This is a genomic window from Gracilibacillus boraciitolerans JCM 21714, from assembly GCF_000521485.1.
In the GTDB taxonomy this organism is placed as follows: domain Bacteria; phylum Bacillota; class Bacilli; order Bacillales; family Amphibacillaceae; genus Gracilibacillus; species Gracilibacillus boraciitolerans.
Genome location: NZ_BAVS01000012.1, coordinates 18,194 through 39,216, shown reverse-complemented (window position 1 = coordinate 39,216; position 21,023 = coordinate 18,194). Strand labels below are relative to the sequence as shown.

At 35.6% G+C, this 21,023-nt stretch carries 10 protein-coding genes and 6 pseudogenes; 10 read left to right on the top strand and 6 right to left on the bottom strand.

Translation table 11 applies throughout. The features are described 5' to 3' along the window. Positions 1 to 183: 183 nt before the first annotated feature. Positions 184 to 882 (top strand): urease accessory protein UreF, encoded by a 699-nt coding sequence (locus JCM21714_RS09170; protein WP_035723650.1) that lies wholly within the window; start codon positions 184 to 186, stop codon positions 880 to 882. Between the two features lie 25 nt (positions 883 to 907). Next, positions 908 to 1,666, top strand: coding sequence for an urease accessory protein UreD (locus JCM21714_RS09165; protein WP_035723647.1), 759 nt, complete (start codon positions 908 to 910; stop codon positions 1,664 to 1,666). A 316-nt stretch (positions 1,667 to 1,982) separates the two neighbouring features. Here the strand turns inward: JCM21714_RS09165 and JCM21714_RS09160 are convergent, their stop codons facing one another. The 4 genes and pseudogenes from JCM21714_RS09160 to JCM21714_RS09145 form a co-directional block, all read right to left on the bottom strand. Further along, positions 1,983 to 3,008 carry a LacI family DNA-binding transcriptional regulator gene (locus tag JCM21714_RS09160; protein ID WP_035723644.1) on the bottom strand — a complete coding sequence of 342 codons (1,026 nt, stop codon included), beginning with the start codon at positions 3,006 to 3,008 and terminating at the stop codon, positions 1,983 to 1,985. Between the two features lie 191 nt (positions 3,009 to 3,199). Beyond that, entirely contained in the window at positions 3,200 to 4,045 is an 846-nt protein-coding gene (locus JCM21714_RS09155; RefSeq protein ID WP_035723719.1) for a sugar ABC transporter permease, read from the bottom strand. Positions 4,046 to 4,050: 5 nt separating this feature from the next. Then, positions 4,051 to 5,321 (bottom strand): annotated as a pseudogene (locus tag JCM21714_RS09150) (carbohydrate ABC transporter permease). Positions 5,322 to 5,448: 127 nt separating this feature from the next. Beyond that, the gene (locus JCM21714_RS09145; protein ID WP_035723641.1) at positions 5,449 to 6,771 is read right to left on the bottom strand and encodes an extracellular solute-binding protein; all 1,323 of its coding nucleotides are present in this window, start codon (positions 6,769 to 6,771) and stop codon (positions 5,449 to 5,451) included. 316 nt (positions 6,772 to 7,087) lie between these two features. Between JCM21714_RS09145 and JCM21714_RS09140 the strand changes: the two are divergent. After that, positions 7,088 to 8,844 (top strand): annotated as a pseudogene (locus JCM21714_RS09140) (alpha-glycosidase). Positions 8,845 to 9,405: 561 nt separating this feature from the next. Then, a pseudogene (locus JCM21714_RS09135) lies at positions 9,406 to 11,306 on the top strand (PrkA family serine protein kinase). A gap of 40 nt (positions 11,307 to 11,346) precedes the next feature. Here JCM21714_RS09135 and panF read toward each other — a convergent pair. Further along, a pseudogene (gene panF, locus JCM21714_RS09130) lies at positions 11,347 to 12,807 on the bottom strand (sodium/pantothenate symporter). Next, positions 12,797 to 13,063, bottom strand: coding sequence for a YhdT family protein (locus tag JCM21714_RS09125; RefSeq protein WP_035723637.1), 267 nt, complete (start codon positions 13,061 to 13,063; stop codon positions 12,797 to 12,799). The pseudogene panF and the gene JCM21714_RS09125 overlap by 11 nt, the downstream one beginning before the upstream one ends. A gap of 318 nt (positions 13,064 to 13,381) precedes the next feature. Here JCM21714_RS09125 and JCM21714_RS24715 point away from each other — a divergent pair, with 318 nt between their 5' ends. The 6 genes and pseudogenes from JCM21714_RS24715 (at position 13,382) to JCM21714_RS09100 (ending at position 21,018) form a co-directional block, all read left to right on the top strand. Next, a complete protein-coding gene (locus tag JCM21714_RS24715) occupies positions 13,382 to 14,002 on the top strand; it encodes a 2-oxoglutarate dehydrogenase component E1 family protein (protein ID WP_439644451.1) in 621 nt (206 codons plus the stop codon). Between the two features lie 47 nt (positions 14,003 to 14,049). Then, positions 14,050 to 16,254: pseudogene (locus JCM21714_RS09120) on the top strand (2-oxoglutarate dehydrogenase E1 component). Then, positions 16,241 to 17,536 carry a 2-oxoglutarate dehydrogenase complex dihydrolipoyllysine-residue succinyltransferase gene (odhB, locus tag JCM21714_RS09115; protein ID WP_035723634.1) on the top strand — a complete coding sequence of 432 codons (1,296 nt, stop codon included), beginning with the start codon at positions 16,241 to 16,243 and terminating at the stop codon, positions 17,534 to 17,536. Before JCM21714_RS09120 ends, odhB begins: the two are co-directional and overlap by 14 nt. Positions 17,537 to 17,891: 355 nt before the next feature. Further along, entirely contained in the window at positions 17,892 to 19,100 is a 1,209-nt protein-coding gene (yhbH, locus tag JCM21714_RS09110; RefSeq protein ID WP_052000494.1) for a sporulation protein YhbH, read from the top strand. A 117-nt stretch (positions 19,101 to 19,217) separates the two neighbouring features. Beyond that, positions 19,218 to 19,706, top strand: a complete 489-nt coding sequence (locus JCM21714_RS09105; protein ID WP_035723632.1) for a hypothetical protein — start codon at positions 19,218 to 19,220, stop codon at positions 19,704 to 19,706. 117 nt (positions 19,707 to 19,823) lie between these two features. Beyond that, positions 19,824 to 21,018 (top strand): annotated as a pseudogene (locus JCM21714_RS09100) (NupC/NupG family nucleoside CNT transporter). Positions 21,019 to 21,023: the final 5 nt, after the last annotated feature.

Below are 21,023 nucleotides of genomic sequence, written 5' to 3'. Positions count from 1 at the left end.
TAGGTAAAAAGAATCAATATAAATTCTGCATTTATAGATAATATGATTGATGTTAATCCATTTTTGATGAATGTTATATTAACTCGATTAGTTTGTTGCCTAAATAGCAACAAACCCATCTAAAGTTATCATAAATCTAGCGATGATTGCTATGATATAATAATACATAAATGGAGGGATTGGATGAGTACGACAGATTCTATGAAATTATTACAATTAGTTCATATACATCATTCGTCTTTTTTGAAGAGTCAGGTAGCCCATGCTATTGGGATGGAAATGTATATCCGATCCAAACAAATTAATACGAAAGAAGATTTAGCCTCATTCTGTCTTAGCTATATTAGCAATTATCTTGTATATAATGATGCGATTATTATTAAAGAAATCTTTCGCCAATTAAAGAAGAAGGATTGGGAACAAGTTGTCTATTTAGCGGAGATTTATAATGCTAGGAAAAATGTCCTGGAATTAAAGAAAACAAGCCGTCAAGCTGGTAATCGTTTTTTAGATAGAATTTCATCCATCCACACATCTGACTTAATAGAGAAGTGGCAAGAGGAAATAAAAGATGCTCCAGCACTAAATCATTATGTGGTCGTCTATAGTCTTTATGCTTTTGATCAAGGCTTTGATTTGTATTCTACAATTCAAACCTACTTATATTTTTCGCTAACCAATCTTATTCAGCATGCTGTCAGAGCGATACCTTTAGCGCCAAAAGACGCAGAACAAGTGACGTTAGCAGCATTAGAAAAAGTATACCAGGCCACTGAGATAGCGATGAGTTTATCGTTTAATGATATGAAAAATAATGCAATAGGCTTAGAGATTTCTGCAATGCAACATAAATATCTCTTATCAAAACTATTTATATCTTAGAATGATCTGCATAAGGGAGGTTCATATGAGTAAAAAACAATTAAAAGCACGTTTCCAAAAAGCTAACCTGTTGGATTATCAAAAGGATGTCCCGCTCCATGTTGAAAAATTGGATCAAAAACATCGCATTTTTACTACATATATGATGAATGGATGGGATGAAGCTAAAGAACCTCTTGATATCCATTTTACAATAAAAAAGGCGTCAAATATTATGATTAAACATCAACCTCTTACAGATTCTTTACCAAAGGAACAGTCGATATACTTACAGTGTAATATTGAAGAAGAGGCATTGGCGTTGTTTGACAAACGAGAAGTGATGCCACCTGATCATAGTCATATTAACCAGCATATAAAAGTGAATGTAAATGGTGATGCTGAATTTATTTGGGCTGAAATTGTTCAATTGAATCAGTCTTTAGACTATCACTATCACTCATTAATGGAGATTTGGGATGGATCACATTGTATTTCCTATGATCCATTGCAATTTTCTTCGCAACAAAAAGCGATTCTTGCCAATCATGGTTTAACAGAAGAATTTTCTTATATGGCTTCCATATGGTATATTTCACCGAATCCCCCCCCTTTTGATGAATGGGACATACAACAACGTCTATCACAAGCGAAACATCATCGGGCGGGCATGACAGATCTCGATGGAAAAGGCATTCTAATCCGTTGGTTATCAACAGATTTATCATTATTAAGGCAAGAAGTGGAGGATGTGTTAGCATTCTTCGATGAAAAAATAACAGAATTGAGAAAATGGAGAGTATAGAGATGCATAGACAAGCCATTGGGTTAACTCGTGGCTTTTTCTTGTGAAAAAATATTACGGACAAATTAATGAAATATTTATTAATTTTGTCCGTAAGAATTGATCTTATAGACAAAAGTGAGCGAAATAAGAGAAAACTGTCCGTAAGAATCAAACTTATAGACAAAGATAAGCAAAAGTAAAGAAAACTGTCCGTAAGAATCGATCTAACGGACAAATAAAGGATATTATCGTAAAAAATGTCCATAACAAAATAGAAAAAGCAGGACTTGGATATCTTGCTCAGGCTAGATCACTAGCTTACTATTTGAGTGACTCATAGTATAGAGCGAGTCGATTTTCTGAATTTGATATCGTACGGAATAATTATTCGTTTTGCAGGTTCGTCTTTGTTTTTTGCCTTTTCGATTAAACATCTGGCAGATTGCACTCCTAAGTTATAAATCTGAATATCTACGGTAGTAAGTGGAGGGGGGGTGGTGATCTCTGAAAGATATAAGTTATTGAAAGAAGTTAAAGAAACATCATCAGGACAACTTAATCCAATTTCCTCTAATGTATTAATGACACCTAACGACATTAAATCATCGGCGACGACTAAACCTGTGGGCGGCTGATCCAATGTAAATAATTGCTCCACCGCATCTCGTCCACCAGATTTTAAAAATTCAGTGTGAATCATGTATTCCTCTGGTAATAGTAAATCGGACTCTTTAATAGCTGATTTATAACCATTTAGACGATCAACGGTTACTGTTAATTCGGTCGAACCACCAATAAAAGCGATGTGGCGATGACCGATCTCAATTAAATGATTTGTCAAGTCTTTACTCGCCTTAAAGTTATCATTGTCAACATAGGTAATTTCACTCTCTTGTTCAGAAGGTTTTCCGACAATTACAAAAGGAAACTTTTTGTCAGATAAAAACTTCTGAATGGGATCTGCAATACGTGAATAAAGTAAAATGATACCATCGACACGATTGCCATTAACCATTCGTTGCACTTCTTCGTAGACTTCTTTTTCGTTGCCTCCAGTGGAGACGTATAAGGAGTATTCGGTCTCATGTGCAAAAGAGCCGATGCCTCTTAGTACCTCAGGAAAAAAAGGATTCTGTAATGCCTTATCTGCAGAGGAAGGCATAATAACTCCAATAGCTTGAGAAGAGCGTACCGCTAAGTTACGCGCATTAATATTTGGATGATACCCTAAGTCCTTCATAGCTTTTCTTACGCGTTTTTTTGTGTCTAAACTGATTCTTGGATTGTCTGCAATCACTCTGGAAACAGTGGAGGGCGCTACTCCTGCTATTTTTGCTACGTCTTTTATTGTAACTGCCATATAGTTTCATCCTTTGTTAATCTGAAATTCTTTGATGTCTGAAATGTATTGTATATCTATTATATGTGATCGATCTTTAAATGAAAACATAGATTATTAAATATTCGCTTATTTATAACTTGATTGATAAAAAGAGACGAGAAAATAGCGAGTGAAACAAACCATCTTCTCGTCTGTCTTCGTATTTAATATTATCCTTTTGTTGCACCAGCTGTAAGTCCACCAATAAGGTATCGCTGAAGTAATAGGAATACTAACGCAATAGGAATCGCAATTAAAATAGATCCTGCTGCGAAACGAGTAAAGTTAGTGGAGAACTGATCGTTGATAAAATTGTATAATCCAAGAGCCAGGGTATAGTTATTTGGATCTGTTAAAACAATTTGTGGTAATAAGAAATCCATAAAAGGTGCCATAAAATTAAACAGAGCAACAACTGCTAAAATTGGTTTAGCTAAAGGTAACATAATCGTCCAGAAAATACGTAAGTGGCCAGCACCATCAATCTTAGCTGCTTCATCTAGTTCTCTTGGAATCGTGTCATAATAACCTTTTACTAACCAAGCGTTAAAAGGAATCTGACCACCTAAATAAATGAGTAACAGTCCCCAAATGGAATCGACTAATCCAATGGTTGTTAACAAAATATATAAAGCGACCATCCCCCCCATTAATGCTGGGAACATTTGTAATAATAAGAATAAATATAAACCGTATTTTCTTCCGACAAACTTGTAACGGGAAAATGCATAAGCAATTAGTGAAGTAAGAACCACAGAGCCAATAGAATTGAGAACGGCGATGATTAAACTGTTTTTATACCAGATTAGATAATCACTTGCAGGACTGGTAAATAACCAAATATAATGTTCTAATGTTGGTTTATCTGGAAATAAATCCGTTACTAACATATTTGTACCTGGATTGATACTCATCATTACAGCCCACATTAGAGGATAACCAATCACAATAAACATGAGTACGAAGAATAAATATATAAACGCTACTTCTATTTTTGATTTTGTTTTTCTTGTCATCGCCATTAGTAACGTCCCTCCTCTTTAAATGATGCGGTTTTTCGGAATTGATAGAAGGCAAATCCCATAACAATAATACCCATAATAATCGTAATTGCAGCGGCCATATTGTACTGATTTGTTTCAAAGGTTAATTTATAAACCCATGAAATTAGAATGTCTGTTCCGCCGGCATTTTGTCCGCGAACAGCAGGTAACCCCCCTCGTTAAACAGGTAAATAATATTAAAGTTATTAAAGTTCTGAGCATATTGCATAATTAACAGTGGCGCAGTTGCAAACAGAATGTGTGGCAATGTAATAAATTTCAGCTTTTGCCACCTTGAACCACCATCAACATCTGCAGCTTCATACATATCAGCTGGAACGCTTTGTAGTACCCCCCCTGTAAAAAGTGCAAAAACAAATGGAAAGCCTAACCATGTTTGGATCATGATTAGCGCTACTTTAGCCCAAAATGGATCAGATAACCATGGTATCATCAGGTTAAATTGACTTAAAATATCACGGTTAACAGCACCAAAAGTCGGGTTAAATAACGCAGAAAAAATCAAAATCGATACGAATGCTGGTACTGCCCATGGTAAAATCAAAACAGTCCGGATGGCGCGTTTGAACTTAATTCGTTTATCGTTAACAAGTAGCGCTAAGAATAACCCAAGTACGATTTGGAGTGTGGTAGCGACAACTGTCCACACAATTGTCCATACGAATACATTGAAGAAAGTATCTTTCCAAATATCAATTTGTACTAAATCAATAAAGTTTTGAAAGCCGACCCAGCTTAATAAGTTACGAGGGGGGGGCATTGTATTGGTTGTAATCTGTAAATGCTAATCCGACCATAAACACTAGTGGTAATACGACAATAAATAAAAGCATCATAAGCCCAGGTAAAATCATGAAATATGGGAAACCATTATTGTAAAAATCTCTTACTCCTTGTAATAATGTAGGATTTACTTTACCTTTTTCTTTAGCAATTGCATCTTTTCTGGCATCTAAAAAGTTATATGCGTAAATAGATAATCCAAATGCTAATACGATCAATGATATAAGTCCTTGAATTAAAAGTTGGATCGAGTGATGTTCTCTCGGGATCGTACCTAAAGTAAAAAGGCCCCCCAAATACCTATATCAAGAAAGTCCCAAAATACAATTAAAAAAGCTATCGAGACAATGAAAAATAACAGTCCTTTTACTATTCTTCTATTATATAGTTGCCCTAACCCAGGAATAATCGATAAAATAGTTGCGATGTTTCGTGGCTGTGTCATATCAAATTTTTTTTCAGTGTGTTGAGTTGGCACCAATTGTCCCTCCTTAGATAGAAAATAATATATAGGAAGCAATCTGCTCCCCCCCATATATCATCTTTCTTCCTTCTCTGATTATAGGTCAGTATTATTGTGTTGCCCCCCCAGATGCGGCGATATTATCTTTAATTGTTTGTACTGCTTCATCTAAAACTGCTTCAACTGGTTCTCCTTTTGAAATAAAGGATAGCCCATTATTAATTGGATCCCAAACTTGTTGCATAGCTGGAACACCTGGCATTGGTTCGCCGTATGTTGCTTGTTCAGCAAATGCAGAGTAAATTGGATCATCAGCAATTGCAGGGTCGTCGATAGAATCTACACGTGCTGGCATTTCACCTGCTACATCATAATAAAGCATGGCATTTTCTGAGTTTGTTACATACGCCATAAAATCGTTAGCCCATTCTTTGTTTTCGGAGTAGTAAGAAAGCAAGTAAGCCTTAACCCCCCCTACAAAAGATTTAGGATTTTCTCCATTGTCAAGTTTCGGTAAAATAGCTGCCTGTAAATCATCGCCAAGTGCTTCTTGGTATTCACGAACCATCCAAGGCCCGTTAATAACAGTTGCTACTTTTCCTTCTTTAAATAGACCATTCATAATATCTGGTGTCAGATCTTGAGGAATATAGCCATTTTCAAACCATGATTGAATAAGTTTTCCGCCTTCTACAGCACCTTCATTGTTTAATCCTATATCTGTAATGTCATAGCTGCCGTTTTCTTCAGCGAATACATAGGCACCATTACCTGAGAAAAATGGATAGGTGAAATAAAAATTAGCTGCTTCCATTAAAAATCCATATTCATCATTTGCTGCATTTGTTTGTTCTTCAGCAATAGCCATTAAGTCTTCCATTGTTGCTGGAGCTTCGGCTACTAGTGACTTATTGTAAAATAATGCATATGTTTCTGTCACTGCTGGATAACCCCCCCATGTTTCCCCCCCTTCGTTAGTTACGGCGTTTATAGCTGCTTCTGTAAAGTCGCCTTTACTATCTCCTAAGTCTATGGGATCAATTAAACCACGTAATACAAGATCACCAATTCTGTCGTGTGGTTGGAAAATAATGTCTGGACCATTTCCTGCAGGACCTTCTACATCTAATTTTTCCACTTGTTCTAACATATCAATTGGAACTGCTTCGATTTCTATCCCGGTTTCCTCTGTATATTTAGCAGCAATTTGATTAACTGCATCTTCTTGCTTTTCTTCCGCATTTACCCAGACTGTTAGTTTTTCTGGCTTTTCAGGCATGGAAGTCTCTTCCTCTGTTCTTCCTTCAGTCTCCTGTTCTTCCGGTTGCGTATCCGTTTCTTCTGTACTTTCATTTGCTTCGTCTGGACCGCATGCTGTTAGTAATCCGATAATAAGTAAAACTGCTAATAAACTGATTAACCATTTTTTCATCTAATGAACCTCCCAATAAAATTTATATATATTTGATATGCTTGTGAAAACGATTGCGCATATCTTGATTTTTATTATACATAGGCGATATTGTTTTGACAACCTTTAAATTTTTATTTTTTAAATAAACTTTAATGTAATAAGTATAAATAGATGGTTAACGCTTACAAATACGTGGTTATTCTGATATAATTGCAATTAATTCTAGTAATGAACAATTGTCTAAAATCTTGTTAATGTCTGATTATTTTACTTATTCAAGTTTTAAAAGTGCAATCGTTTGTTCAATTATATATTTATTTGGAGGTATTTAATGATGCACGTCGAAGCTATATTACATAGACCTATCAATCAATTTGCGTATAGTTATAATGAAGAGACTATACATTTGCAATTACAAACAAAGAAGGATGATATTGATAAGGTAGTATTAATTTATGGTGATCCCTATCATATGGAAGATGGACATTGGCAATATAATAAAAAAGAAATGATATTTAGTGGTACAGATTCTTATTACGATTACTGGCACATCGCGGTTAAACCTGCCTATAAACGGCTAAGATATGGTTTTCAGTGTGAAGCTGCTAATCAGGAAAGTGTGATAATCACAGAAAGAGGAAATTTTAAAACTATGACAGATGATATCGGCAATTTTTTCTGCTTTCCCTACTTACACGAAGTAGATATCTTCCAGGCGCCTGACTGGGTCAAGGATACAGTATGGTATCAAATCTTTCCTGAACGCTTTGCGAATGGAGATGCTTCATTAAATCCAGAAGGTACATTACCATGGGGGAAGTGTTGATCCGACACCAACTAATTTTTTTGGTGGTGATTTCCAAGGTGTGATAGACCATTTGGATTATTTGCAAAACATAGGAATTACTGGTATATATTTCACGCCGATATTCAAAGCATATTCCAACCATAAATATGATACAATCGATTATTTTAAAATTGATCCGCAATTTGGTGATGAAGAGACTTTTCGGCGATTAGTAAAAGAATGCCATAAGCGTGGGATTAAAGTGATGCTTGATGCTGTTTTTAATCATAGCGGCTATTATTTTGAACCTTTTCAGGATGTACTAAAAAATCAAGAAAATTCTCGCTATAAAGATTGGTTTCATTTATGGGAATTTCCAGTTTCAATAGAGGGGGAAACCTAATTATGATACGTTTGGATTTGTTGCGTCGATGCCGAAATTAAATACAAACAATCCAGAAGTGAAAAAATATTTATTAGATGTAGCACGTTATTGGATTGAAGAATTTGATATTGATGGCTGGCGATTAGATGTTGCCAATGAAGTCGATCATGTATTTTGGCGTGATTTTCGCAAAGTTGTTAAAGAAGCAAAGCCGGAGGCGTATATTTTAGGTGAGATTTGGCATGATTCAATGCGGTGGTTACAGGGAGATCAGTTTGATGCAGTAATGAATTATCCATTTACGAATGGAGCAGTTGAATTTTTTGCTACTAATAAGATGGATAGTCAGACTTTTGCTGATAGTATTACCAAAGTGCTCCATATGTATCCACAAAATGTCAATGAGGTTGCGTTTAATTTATTGGATAGTCATGATACTGCGCGTATATTAACAGAGGCTGAAGAAAATAAGAATAAAATTAAATTACTTTATTTATTTCAATTATCATTTATTGGAACGCCATGTATCTATTATGGAGATGAGATTGGTATGACCGGTGGTGGTGATCCTGGCTGTCGAAAATGCATGGAATGGGATATATCAAAGCAGGATCTTAATCTATTTCAATTTGTGCAAACTCTATTAAAGATGAGAAAAGAAGTGCCGGCCTTTGGCAATCGGGCAAATTTCCGTTTTCTCGAAGTCAAAAATGATGTAGTGGTCTACCAGAAAAAAGCAGAAACAGAAACACTTATTTATGTTTTGAATAATGGTGGGAAAGATCAAACAGTTGATGTCAGTGCTTTAGCGAAAACAGAAGTAAAAGAGTTATTTGCAGATGAATATATTTCATTTACAGAAAAAGCGTCTGTTCAATTGAAAGCTTATGATTATAAGTGCTACCGAATCGTCCAATAAAAGAGGTCGAACAGATCATGTATACAATAAAAAATGGGCTTGCTCTTTAAAAAAGAAGCAAGCCCGTTTTTTCTGTTATACTAATTATTCAATTATTGTTTTGCTTCATATCCAGCTGCAAAAATAGCAGCTATGAATGTCACAGAGACACCGATGACTAATGCAAGACCCAATGCGATTCCTCCCTATGAAATGATATTTTATCTTAAAGTTCCTCATTGTATACGTATCTTAAAATATTATATCGGACGCATACGATTTTGTGAAGCAATCAAATGATGAATAACAGAATTTAAATAATATGATGAATCGATAAAAATAAAAGTAATGATTACGCTCTTAACATATCTTATAACTTGTACAATATTTAATTCAATTCATTTTTTGCTACTTTTCCACATACATTTATATATAGCTAAGATTAATACCAGATATCTTATTCTACACACATATATAGTTATTGTCACAGGGTAACTATCTGTGTGAAGACTTCTGCTTTACCTATCATAACAAGAAAGTATTTATGGTGAAGATAGTCTCACTTTTTGGGGAGGTTGTTATATGGATATTTTGAGAAAGGCGCAACAATATAGAACAACGCAGAATGCATTGAAATGGGAAGGAACTTTTGCGGAATATCTGGAATTATTAAAAGAAAAACCTTTTCTTGCTCAATCAGCACATTCTCGTATTTATCAGATGATTAAAGATGAAGGAATCGAAGAAGTGAATGGCGTTAGACAGTACTCTTTTTTTAATAAACAATTATTTGGTTTAGAAGAAGCATTAGAAAAATTAGTGGAAGAATACTTTCACCCAGCTGCTAAAAGGTTAGATGTGAAGAAACGAATCTTATTACTAATGGGACCGGTTAGTGGTGGTAAGTCGACACTTGTTACCTTATTAAAAAGAGGATTGGAGAAGTATACGTTAACAGATAAAGGAGCAGTGTTTGCTATAAAAAATTGTCCGATGCATGAAAATCCTTTACATCTGATCCCGAAACATTTACGTGGGGGGGACTTTGAAGAGGAGTATGGGATAAAAATAGAAGGAAACCTGTCACCATTAAATCGGCTGCGTTTAGAAGAGGATTATGAGGGTAGAATTGAAGATGTTTTAGTGGAACGAATTTTCTTTTCGGAGGATAAGCGTGTCGGTATTGGTACTTTTAGTCCATCAGATCCAAAATCACAAGATATTGCAGATTTAACGGGATCGATTGACTTTTCAACGATTGCTGAATACGGTTCTGAATCGGATCCAAGAGCTTATCGATTTGATGGGGGGGAATTGAACAAGGCTAACCGAGGACTGATGGAATTTCAGGAAATGTTAAAATGCGATGAGAAATTTCTATGGCACCTGCTTTCTTTAACACAAGAAGGTAACTTTAAAGCAGGCCGGTTTGCGTTGATTTCAGCAGATGAAATAATCGTAGCTCACACAAATGAGACAGAATATCGTTCTTTTATTTCTAATAAAAAAATGAGGCGCTGCATTCCAGAATGATCGTGATGCCAATTCCTTATAATCTCAAGCTTGATCAAGAGGAACGCATCTATAAAAAAATGATTGAAGAAAGTGATATTGAAGATGTGCACATCGCTCCCCACACATTTAAAGTTGCTGCGATGTTTTCAATTTTGACACGATTAAAGGAATCGAAACAAAGTAATGTTAGTCTTTTGAAGAAATTATATTTATACAATGATCAGGATGTGGAAGGATTTAGTGAACAAGATGTCAGTGCATTGAAGAAAGAATACGCTGATGAAGGCATGGGAGGAATCGATCCACGTTATGTAATTAATCGAATTTCTTCAACTATTATCAGAAAAGAGATGCAGGCAATTAATGCTCTTGATGTATTACGGTCATTAAAGGATGGATTAAATGATCATCCTTCCATTTCAAAAGAACAAAAAGAGGATTATTTAGATTTTATTTCCTTAGCAAGAAAAGAGTACGATGAATTAGCAAAAAAAGAAGTACAAAAAGCGTTTGTTTACTCTTATGAAGAATCTGCTAAAACGTTGATGGATAATTATTTGGATAACGTGGAAGCTTTTTGTAATAAGTCGAAATTGGAAGACCCATTGACAGGGGAAGAGATGCAGCCGGATGAAAAGTTAATGCGGTCGATTGAAGAACAAATTGGTATTTCAGAGAATGCAAAAAAGGCATTTCGTGAAGAAATTTTAATCCGAATCTCTGCGTATGCCCGCAAAGAGAAAAAGTTTGATTACCAATCCCATGAACGATTACGTGAAGCCATTCAGAAAAAATTATTCGCTGATCTGAAGGACGTAGTAAAAATCACGACATCATCCAAAACGCCTGACGAGCAACAATTGAAGAAAATGAATGAAGTAGTTGCAACTTTAGTAGAAGAATACGGATATAATTCCCAATCCGCAAATGACTTATTAAAATATGTGGGAAGTTTACTCAATCGATAAAAAGATATACTAATAAAAACAGAGAAGAGGTGAAAGAATATTATACCCTCTTCTCAAAAGATGGAGATAACTGAACTGGAATTACTTTACTTGCTACTATATAGGCGATAAGTGAAATACAAATAGATGTGACTACGGTATGCATTCCAAATGGATTTGGATAAAATGCTTGTAATAGAATATAAGAAATAAATCCGAAAATAAGAGCAGCGATAGCCCCATGCTTATTACCGTTTTTCCAATAAATACCCATGACTACAGGCCAAATAAAGGCTGATTCTAAACCACCAATCGTATATAAGTTAAGCCAGATAATGAGATCGGGTGGATTTATTGCAATTAAATATACAATTACTCCTAAGATAGCAGTTACACTCATGCTAAGCGTACGCACTTTCTTCCTTGAAGTTTCAGGTTGTATATAATTAATATAAATATCTTTTACAATAGTGGAGCTTACTAATAAAAGCAAAGAATCAACCGTTGACATAATTGCTGCTAATGGCGCTGCTAATACGATGCCAGCAAGCCATGCAGGCAAAACTTCTAAAGTTATTAATGGAATCACGGTATCCGCCACTTCAATTCCCGGTAATATGGGACGAGCAAAAACACCGATTAAATGCATGTTTAGCATAATGACACCAACCACCAGTGTACCAATGATTAAGGCGCGGTGAAATGCTTTCGTATTTTTGTAGGACATCGCCCTTACTACAATTTGTGGAAGGCTACTACGCCAACCCCCCCTACTAAAATCCAAAAAGAAGAAACGTATTGAGGTGTAAGACTTCCTTCAGCTCCATATGGGGGTAATCAAATTTGGATTTTCGCTCTGTAAGTCAGCCATAATCGGTGAAATACCACCACCTGATATAATGATGGAAACTAGTAATATAATAGTTCCTATTAACATAATGCTGCCCTGGATCGAGTCTGTCAGAGTAACCGCCCGAAACCCGCCAAAAGTAACATATAAACTGACTGTTATAACAAAAATTAATAATGCAGAATGATAGGAAAGTCCTGTAATCGATTCAATCAACCGACCACCACCAATCCATTGCGCGGCCATGGCAGAAAACAGAAAGATAATGATACTAAAAGACGATAAAAAAACGACCCATTTTGATTGATATCTTTCCTTTAGAAAGTCAACCATTGTTATCGCTTTGTATTTTTTTGCAATAATAGCAAATCGTTTACCAAGAATCATTAGCGTAAAATAACCAGTTGCAACTTGTGTCACAGATAATAACACCCAGCCTAATCCCTCATTATATGCAACACCAGGTCCTCCAATAAAACTGCTCGCACTTCCATATGTAGCGGTCATCGTCATCGCTAACACAAAACCACCTAATTGGCGTCCACCTAAATAATACTCTTCAATGAATGAACTCTTATTGTCTGAAGCTTTACTTACTAGCAATCCAATGATAAAAATAAGACCAACCGAAATAAACAAGGTAAGCTTGCTGTTACATTCATCAATGATCACCCTCCTCCTCATTAAGCGGTATATCCTTAAAAAAGAGCTTTACAATGATAAAAACGAGGAACGCCATCAATAATACGCCCACAATACAGCTATAAAAAAACCATGCTGGAAATCCTAAAATAAATTGATATTCTGCGGGATCTTCTTTTCCTAATCCATATGCAAATCCAAACCACCAAAGAAAATTGAAAATAACTAATCCAATTCCAATCAGTGCTTCACGGTTGGCTATTTGGTAAGCATGTTTATTCTTCACTTTTACTGACTCCTTTTTTAAAAAATATGTGTGATAAAAGTAAATCATATTCATGTTTTGATCGCAATTTAAATGTGTTTATTTCGAAGTCTTTCTTACGGAATATTCAAACTTTATTTCAGTATATCATTTTAAATTTAGTCATTCTTACAAATATTTTTAAACAGTTAAAAAAGAATTTAAATAAAACATACTTATATGTTGTTTCCCTAGGTAAAATAGGTTATATTTATGAGTGTAATGATTTATTGTTACAAGATTTGGATGGGAGTTAAGTTTAGTAGGAGAAAGTGACTTCTAATGGGGGGGGTATAAGACGTGATACAAGAGGAATCCAGTGAGAGATTCTGGAAAAATTTTTACGGTCCTAATATGGGATACGTGCAGGAACAGTATGAGCTTTATTTGGATGATGAGAACGCAGTAGATGCATCATTAAAAGAAATGTTTGAAAAGTATGGAGCACCAAAGGAAATAAGCAAGAAACAACAAGCAGAGGTAGTAAGTCATAAAGGCTTTTCATCTGATATAACCGCAAAACAGTTAACCTCAGCAATTAAGCTTGTTGAGGCTATTAGACGTTATGCGCATTTGAAAGCTGACATCTACCCTGTAGGTTCTGGAATTTCAGGTGATACAACACTTGTAGACCCAGCACATTACGGCTTATCCCGGGAAATTTTGGAAGCGATTCCGGCTGAATGGGTGTGGGATAGCACTTTAAACGGTGTAAGTAACGCACAAGAAATTGTCGATCATTTAATGAATCAATATGCAGGCACCATTTCTTTTGAGTATGATCATGTTAACAATGACGATGAACGTTTATGGTTTCAAGATAATATTGAGTCAGGTAAATACCGTTTTCCTTTCTCAGAAGATGAGAAAAAAGAATTATTAGGTAAAATTGTTGACGTAGAAGGTTTTGAAACTTTTTAGCAAAGACGTTTGTTGCGCAGAAACGTTTTTCAATTGAAGGTTTGGAAATGATCATTCCCATCTTGGACAGAATTGTTCAGAACTCCTTTTATGATGAAACAGAGGAAATTTTAATTGGAATGGCTCACCGAGGAAGATTAAGTGTGTTAACACACATATTAGGTAAGCCGTTTGATAAATTATTTTCTGAATTTCATCCTTCAGCAGATAAGGAATTAGTCCCATCTTCACCCGGTTCAAAAGCGATTACTTATGGCTGGACAGGTGATGTTAAGTACCATTTTGGTGCAAAACGAGATGTTGGAGAAGAGAAACCTTCCCCCCCAACTAAAATCACGTTAGCACACAACCCTTCGCACTTGGAGTTTGTAAATCCAGTGGTAGAAGGTTTTACTAGAGCAGCACAGGATTTTCGTTTCCAAAAAGGAGCACCTGTACAGAGCCTGAGAAAGCATTTAGTATCTTGATTCATGGGGGATGCAGCGTTTATTGGGGAAGGTGTTGTAGCTGAAACATTTAATCTAAGCGCATTACCTGGATATCATACAGGAGGAACGTTGCACATCATTGCTAATAATCTTGTTGGATTTACCACTGGTCAACGGCAAGGACGTTCCACAAGATACGCAAGTGATTTGGCAAAGGGCTTTGAAGTTCCAATCATTCATGTCAATGCGGATGATCCTGAAGCTTGTATTTCAGCAACTATATTAGCATATGATTATCGTAAAAAATTCAAAAAAGATATTTTAATTGATCTAGTAGGTTATCGTCGTTATGGTCATAACGAAATGGATGAGCCTCGTGCGACACAGCCTAAGCTATATGAGTCGATTGATAATCATCCTACTTGCGCAACGGTTTATGCGAAACGGCTAGTACAAGATGGAATATTGAATGAAAACACTCATGAAGAAATGAAAGAATCTGTTTTTAATAAATTACAAGGTATTTACGATGATATGACAGAAAATATCAATGAAAACCCTGAAGTAATGCCTTTACCACAAGCACTGCGACAAGGCTTAAGTGATATTGAAACAGCAGTACCAAAAGATTTATTACATTCCTTAAATAAAGGTTTGTTAAAAAGACCAGAAGGATTCCAGTCCTTTAAAAAGCTGGAGAAGATATTAACTAAGCGTCATAATACATTTACAGAAGAAGAAAAGGCAGATTGGGCTGTAGGTGAGGCTCTTGCATATGCCTCTATTATTCAAGATGGTATTCCAATTCGTATGACTGGGCAGGATTCAGAACGGGGAACTTTTGCACATCGTCATTTAATGCTTCATGATGTGGAAACTAGTGAAACGTATTGTCCGATGCATGGATTAGATGAAGCTAAAAGTACTTTTGATATCCATAATAGTCCATTATCTGAAGCAGCAGTGCTAGGTTTTGAATATGGTTATAGTGTAAAAGCACCAAAAACACTGGTAATTTGGGAAGCACAGTTTGGAGATTTTGCTAATGCTGGTCAAGTTATCTTTGATCAATTTATTTCCTCTTCTCGCGCTAAATGGGACGAACGTTCTAATATGGTAATGCTCTTACCACATGGTTATGAAGGTCAAGGGCCAGAACATTCCAGTGCAAGAGTCGAACGATTCTTAACGATGGCAGCTGAAAATAACTGGATTGTAGCGAACGTAACAACAAGTGCTCAATTCTTTCACTTAATCAGACGACAAGCAGCATTAGTGAATAGTGAAGCAGCTCGTCCATTAATTGTTTTAACTCCTAAAAGTTTATTACGCAGTCCAAGAGTAGTATCAGCGATCGAAGAATTTGCAAATGAAAAATTCAAGCCGCTTATGCCTCAACCTGGATTGAATTTAACTTCAAAAAAGGCGAAACGATTATTAATAGGGACAGGGAAAGTCATGGTAGATATTGCAGAAAAAATGGATGAGAATCCTCAAAAATATGAAAATTTACATGTACTAAGATTAGAGCAAATGTATCCATTCCCTGAGAGACAAATCCAGGAAGTATTAGATGGTTGTCCAAACCTGAAAGAAGTAGTTTGGGTTCAGGAAGAGCCTAGAAATATGGGAGCATGGAATTTTGTAAAAGAACTGTTATATAAAATGCTCGAGAATAGTGATTTAGAGTTACATTATGAAGGACGTTGCGAGCGTTCAGCTCCATCCGTAGGGGATGCGCATATTCATAAGGCAGAACAAAGACGTATCATAAAAAGAGCGGTAGAGTGGTCTGAAGGAGGAGATACCAATGAAGGAAATTAAAGTCCCAGAATTAGCAGAGTCTATTACGGAAGGTACGATAGCAGAGTGGCTAGTTAGTGAGGGTGATTCCATCGAGAAGGGTGATCCCATCTGTGAACTAGAAACAGATAAAGTAAATGTTGAAGTGAATGCTGATTACTCAGGTGTAATCTCAGAGTTTGTTAAAAATGCAGGTGATGATGTTGAAGTGGGCGAAGTCATCGCGAAAATAGATGAAAATGGCGAAGCAAGTGATGATTCTGCTTCTGAATCTAATAATCAAGAGGAAAAGAAAGAAGATTCAAAAGACAAAGAAGCTAAAAAAGAAGCTAACAGAAAATCTCCCGATGAAGATAAAGCAAAAAAACAAACAACTGAATCGAAAAAAACTGGAGAACAGCAAAAGGTAATCGCGTCTCCGGCAGCAAGAAAAAGAGCTCGCGAGCTTGGAATTGACTTAAATAGCGTCAAATCCAGTGATCCACTTGGACGAATTCGCCCAGAGGATGTAGAAGATTCAGTGAAAGCACCTAAAGAGCAAAAGCAAGAGTCAAAAACAAATAAACAATCATTTTCTTCTGATAATAAACAACAGTTTGATAAACCGGTAGAACGTGAAAAAATGTCGCGTCGCCGTCAAACGATTGCAAATAAATTGGTAGAAGCTCAACAAACAGCAGCTATGCTTACAACGTTTAATGAAGTCGACATGACTGCCGTTATGAATTTGCGTAGTGAACGTAAAGACAAGTTTATTGAGAAGCATGGCATTAAATTAGGCTTTATGTCATTCTTTACAAAAGCTGTTGTCAGTGCTTTAAAAGAATTTCCGTATTTGAATGCTGAAATTCAGGATAAAGAGATAATTAAGAAAAAATTCTATGATATTGGTATCGCAGTATCTACTGATGATGGTTTGGTTGTTCCAGTTGTTCGTGATGCAGATCGATTAGATTTTGCAGGAATAGAATCTCGAATAGCTGATTTGGGAACAAAAGCAAAAAAGAAAGAATTACAATTAAGTGATTTACAGGGTGGATGTTTTACCATCACTAATGGTGGAATTTTTGGCTCTCTTTTATCAACACCAATTATCAATTCTCCACAAGTTGGTATTCTGGGGATGCACACAATTCAAAAACGAGCTATGGTAATGCCGGACGATTCTATTGAAGTTCGACCAATGATGTATATCGCATTATCATATGATCATCGAATCGTAGACGGTAAAGAAGCAGTTCAGTTCTTAGTACGTGTCAAGCAATTACTAGAAGACCCATATGACCTGTTATTAGAAGGATAATAGGACAAGCACTCACCTCAAAAAAGGTGAGTGCTTTTTTGTTCAAACTAGATGAAGATCCACTTTGGAAAGTGTCCTTCTTTCCAAAGTTAGCTGAAGCCGCACCCCCCCTAGGAAAGGGAGTGTTTTTCCGCAGCGCTGATTCTAATCTCATCTCAATGCTTTAAAACGAAGTATATAATAAGTTTTCACTTGTTCGCAGTTTATGTTTACTGCGAATTTAGTTTGGTATGGATAGAAATAGAACCGTTTACTTGAAAATGACAGGCTTTATAAATTTTTGTCAAAAATGCTTAATCATTATCCACTTGACTGCATACAATAAATAATACAAGCGGAGGAGGGGGGGAATTTGATGACTGATGTTAACTTTGTAATCGCAGAGGAAGATTGGTCCCTCCATCGAAAAGGGTTTGATGATCAAAAACGACATCAAGATAAAATTAAAGAAGTTTTAAAAAAGAAGTTACCAGATATCGTTAGCGAAGAAAATATCATAATGTCTCGCGGAAAAGAAATTATTCGCATCCCAATTCGTTCTTTAGATGAATATAAGATACGTTACAGCCAATCTAAAAACAAACATGTTGGCCAAGGTGATGGAGACAGTAAAATTGGCGATGTGATAGCACAAGATCCCCAACAGACAAAACAGGGCCAGCAAGGTGAAAAAGCAGGCGATCAAGCAGGCGTAGACTATTATGAAGCAGAAGTAGATTTTGCAACAGTGGAAGAAGCATTTTTTTCACAATTAGAATTGCCCAATTTGATGGAGAAAGAACAAGATAATATTACAATAACAGATGTAGAATTTCGCGACATACGTAAAAAAGGATTAACAGGCAATATTGATAAAAAAAGAACGATGTTAGCTTCCTATAGACGAAATGCATTAGAAGGAAATCCTTCTTTCTCTCCTATTTATCCTGATGATTTACGCTTTAAAACATGGGAGAACATTGAAAAACCAGAATCGAAAGCAGTTGTATTAGCCATGATGGATACAAGTGGTTCGATGGGACAGTTTGAAAAATATGTAGCTAGAAGTTTTTATTTTTGGATGGTTCGCTTTTTACGTCAAAAGTATGAAACGGTGGATGTGGAATTCATTGCTCATCATACAGAGGCAAAAATTGTGAATGAAGAAGCCTTTTTTACAAAAGGTGAGAGTGGTGGAACAATATGTTCATCAGCTTATCGAAAAGCTCTGGAACTTGTCAATGAGAAATATCCAGTAAGTCGTTATAATATTTATCCATTTCATTTCTCGGATGGCGATAATTTAACTTCTGATAACAGACGATCACTTGAAGCTGTAAATCAATTATTAAAAAATGCGAGTATGTTTTGTTATGGAGAGGTAAATCAATATAATCGATATTCTACTCTCATGCAAGCCTTTAAAGAAATTGACGATCCGAAGTTTAAACAATACGTTTTACGAAATAAAGAAGATGTTTTCTATGCCATGAAGCATTTTTTCATAAAAGTAACGTCGATGCTAAATAGCGTCGGCGTTTTCTATTGTGTGAAAAATTATTTCAAGCGTACAATAGAACTATAAAAAATGCATTATAATAATAAACGCAGAAAAAAATATTATTTATTAGCTATTTTTGAAACTTTAAGAAGAAATAAATCGTCTAATAGTATACAAATTAATTATTGGAGGAAAACAGGTATGTGTTTTTATCAGCAGGTCATTACAGCGATATTATTGATGTTTATACTAGTTGGTTGTAATACACAATCCTCTGTACCTGATGGCTATTATTCTTTTGATAAAAACAGAATAGAAAATGCCATCGATATGCTGGATTTTAATCCGGAGTTACCTATGTTTATTCCGGTTGCTGCTGATATACTTGTTACAGATCAATTTTATATAGAAGAATACGGTGAAGAAGCTTTTGATATTACTTTTTTTACAACTGACAATGATATTTTCACTATTCAATTGATTAATGGTGTTATAAAGCAACAGAAAGAAAGTGAAAATCAAGTTCATATAACAGAGGATGTAGAAGGAACTTATCAAGATCAATTCTATTCCCAGTCATTACGATGGGAAAAGAGAGGGATAACCTATCAATTAATTTATCGTCCAAGTGAAAAAAAGTTAACGAAAGAAGAACTGGTTCAAGTTGCAAAATCATTTGTATCTGCTTAATATTTCGATTGGAATATATTCCTTTAAAAAAATCGTTATCCTACCGGAATATTGATTAATACTTCATATGATTGGGTATGGTAAAAGTAATATCACTTGTTATAGGGAGGAAATTTCTTGAGTATATTATTTGGACTTCTAGCAGTAATCATCGTACTTGCTATAGCCTATGCCATGTCTAATGATCGTAAGAACGTAAACTTTATTGGAATTGGAGTTATGCTGTTAGCACAAGTATTAACTACATGGTTTATGTTTATGACGCCTATTGGTGAGGCTGTAATCAATTTTATTTCAGACATTTTCAATAAGTTAATTGAGTTCGGTACGGAGGGTGTTAATTTTGTATTAGGAGGTGTTACGGTAGAAGAGAATGCTTCCGTATTCTTTTTTAACGTGCTACTCATCATTATTTTCTTCTCCACCATTTTATCTGTATTAACCTATTTAAAAGTATTGCCTTTTATTATTAAGTATCTTGGCTGGGGGAATTTCTAAAATAACCGGTCTTCCCAAAGTGGAATCTTTTAATGCGGTGAATAGTATGTTTTTCGGTCAATCTTAAGCTATTATTGCCATCAAATCACAATTTCACCACTTAAACAGCAATCGCTTATATATAGTGAGTGCTTCTGCTATGGGTTCCGTATCCGCTTCTATCATCGGAGCATATATGCAGATGCTTCCTGCTCAGTATGTATTAGTAGCAATTCCTTTAAATATGTTCAGTTCCCTTATTATTGCATCACTCATTGCCCCCCCAGTTAATATAAGTGATGAGGCCGATGAAGTAGATGTGAAAGAAGTTTCAGAAGCAAAAAGTTTCTTTGAAGCGATGGGGAATGGGGCATTAGATGGTGGTAAAATTGCTTTAATCGTTGCTGCAATGTTAATTGCTTTTATTGCTTCACTGGAATTAGTCAACTGGATTATCTCCTCCATTTTCGCAGGTGTTACTTTACAACAAATTTTAGGGTATGTTCTTGCACCTATTGGTTTCTTAATGGGTATTGCTCCAGGCGAATTGATTCAGACTGGTGGTATTATGGGTACCAAAATAATAACGAATGAATTTGTTGCAATGCTTGAATTAGAGCCATTAGTTGGTGAATTATCTGAAAAGACGGTAGGGATAGTATCCGTTTTTCTCACGAGTTTTGCTAACTTCGCTTCGATTGGTATTATCGCAGGAACCGTGCAAGGTATTGATAGCGAAAAAGGTGCTGCTGTTTCCAAATTCGGTCTGAAATTGTTAATAGGTGCCACCTTAGGATCGATTCTTTCCGCAACAATAGCAGGGTTATTCTTATAAATACA

Bases quoted from the DNA above. Each gene is read 5' to 3' on its own strand.
- JCM21714_RS09160 (WP_035723644.1), bottom strand. From the start codon at position 3,008: ATGGCAGTTACAATAAAAGACGTAGCAAAAATAGCAGGAGTAGCGCCC.
- yhbH (WP_052000494.1), top strand. From the start codon at position 17,892: ATGACTGATGTTAACTTTGTAATCGCAGAGGAAGATTGGTCCCTCCAT.
- JCM21714_RS09165 (WP_035723647.1), top strand. From the start codon at position 908: ATGAGTAAAAAACAATTAAAAGCACGTTTCCAAAAAGCTAACCTGTTG.
- JCM21714_RS09145 (WP_035723641.1), bottom strand. From the start codon at position 6,771: ATGAAAAAATGGTTAATCAGTTTATTAGCAGTTTTACTTATTATCGGA.
- odhB (WP_035723634.1), top strand. From the start codon at position 16,241: ATGAAGGAAATTAAAGTCCCAGAATTAGCAGAGTCTATTACGGAAGGT.
- JCM21714_RS09170 (WP_035723650.1), top strand. From the start codon at position 184: ATGAGTACGACAGATTCTATGAAATTATTACAATTAGTTCATATACAT.
- JCM21714_RS09105 (WP_035723632.1), top strand. From the start codon at position 19,218: ATGTGTTTTTATCAGCAGGTCATTACAGCGATATTATTGATGTTTATA.
- JCM21714_RS09155 (WP_035723719.1), bottom strand. From the start codon at position 4,045: ATGACAAGAAAAACAAAATCAAAAATAGAAGTAGCGTTTATATATTTA.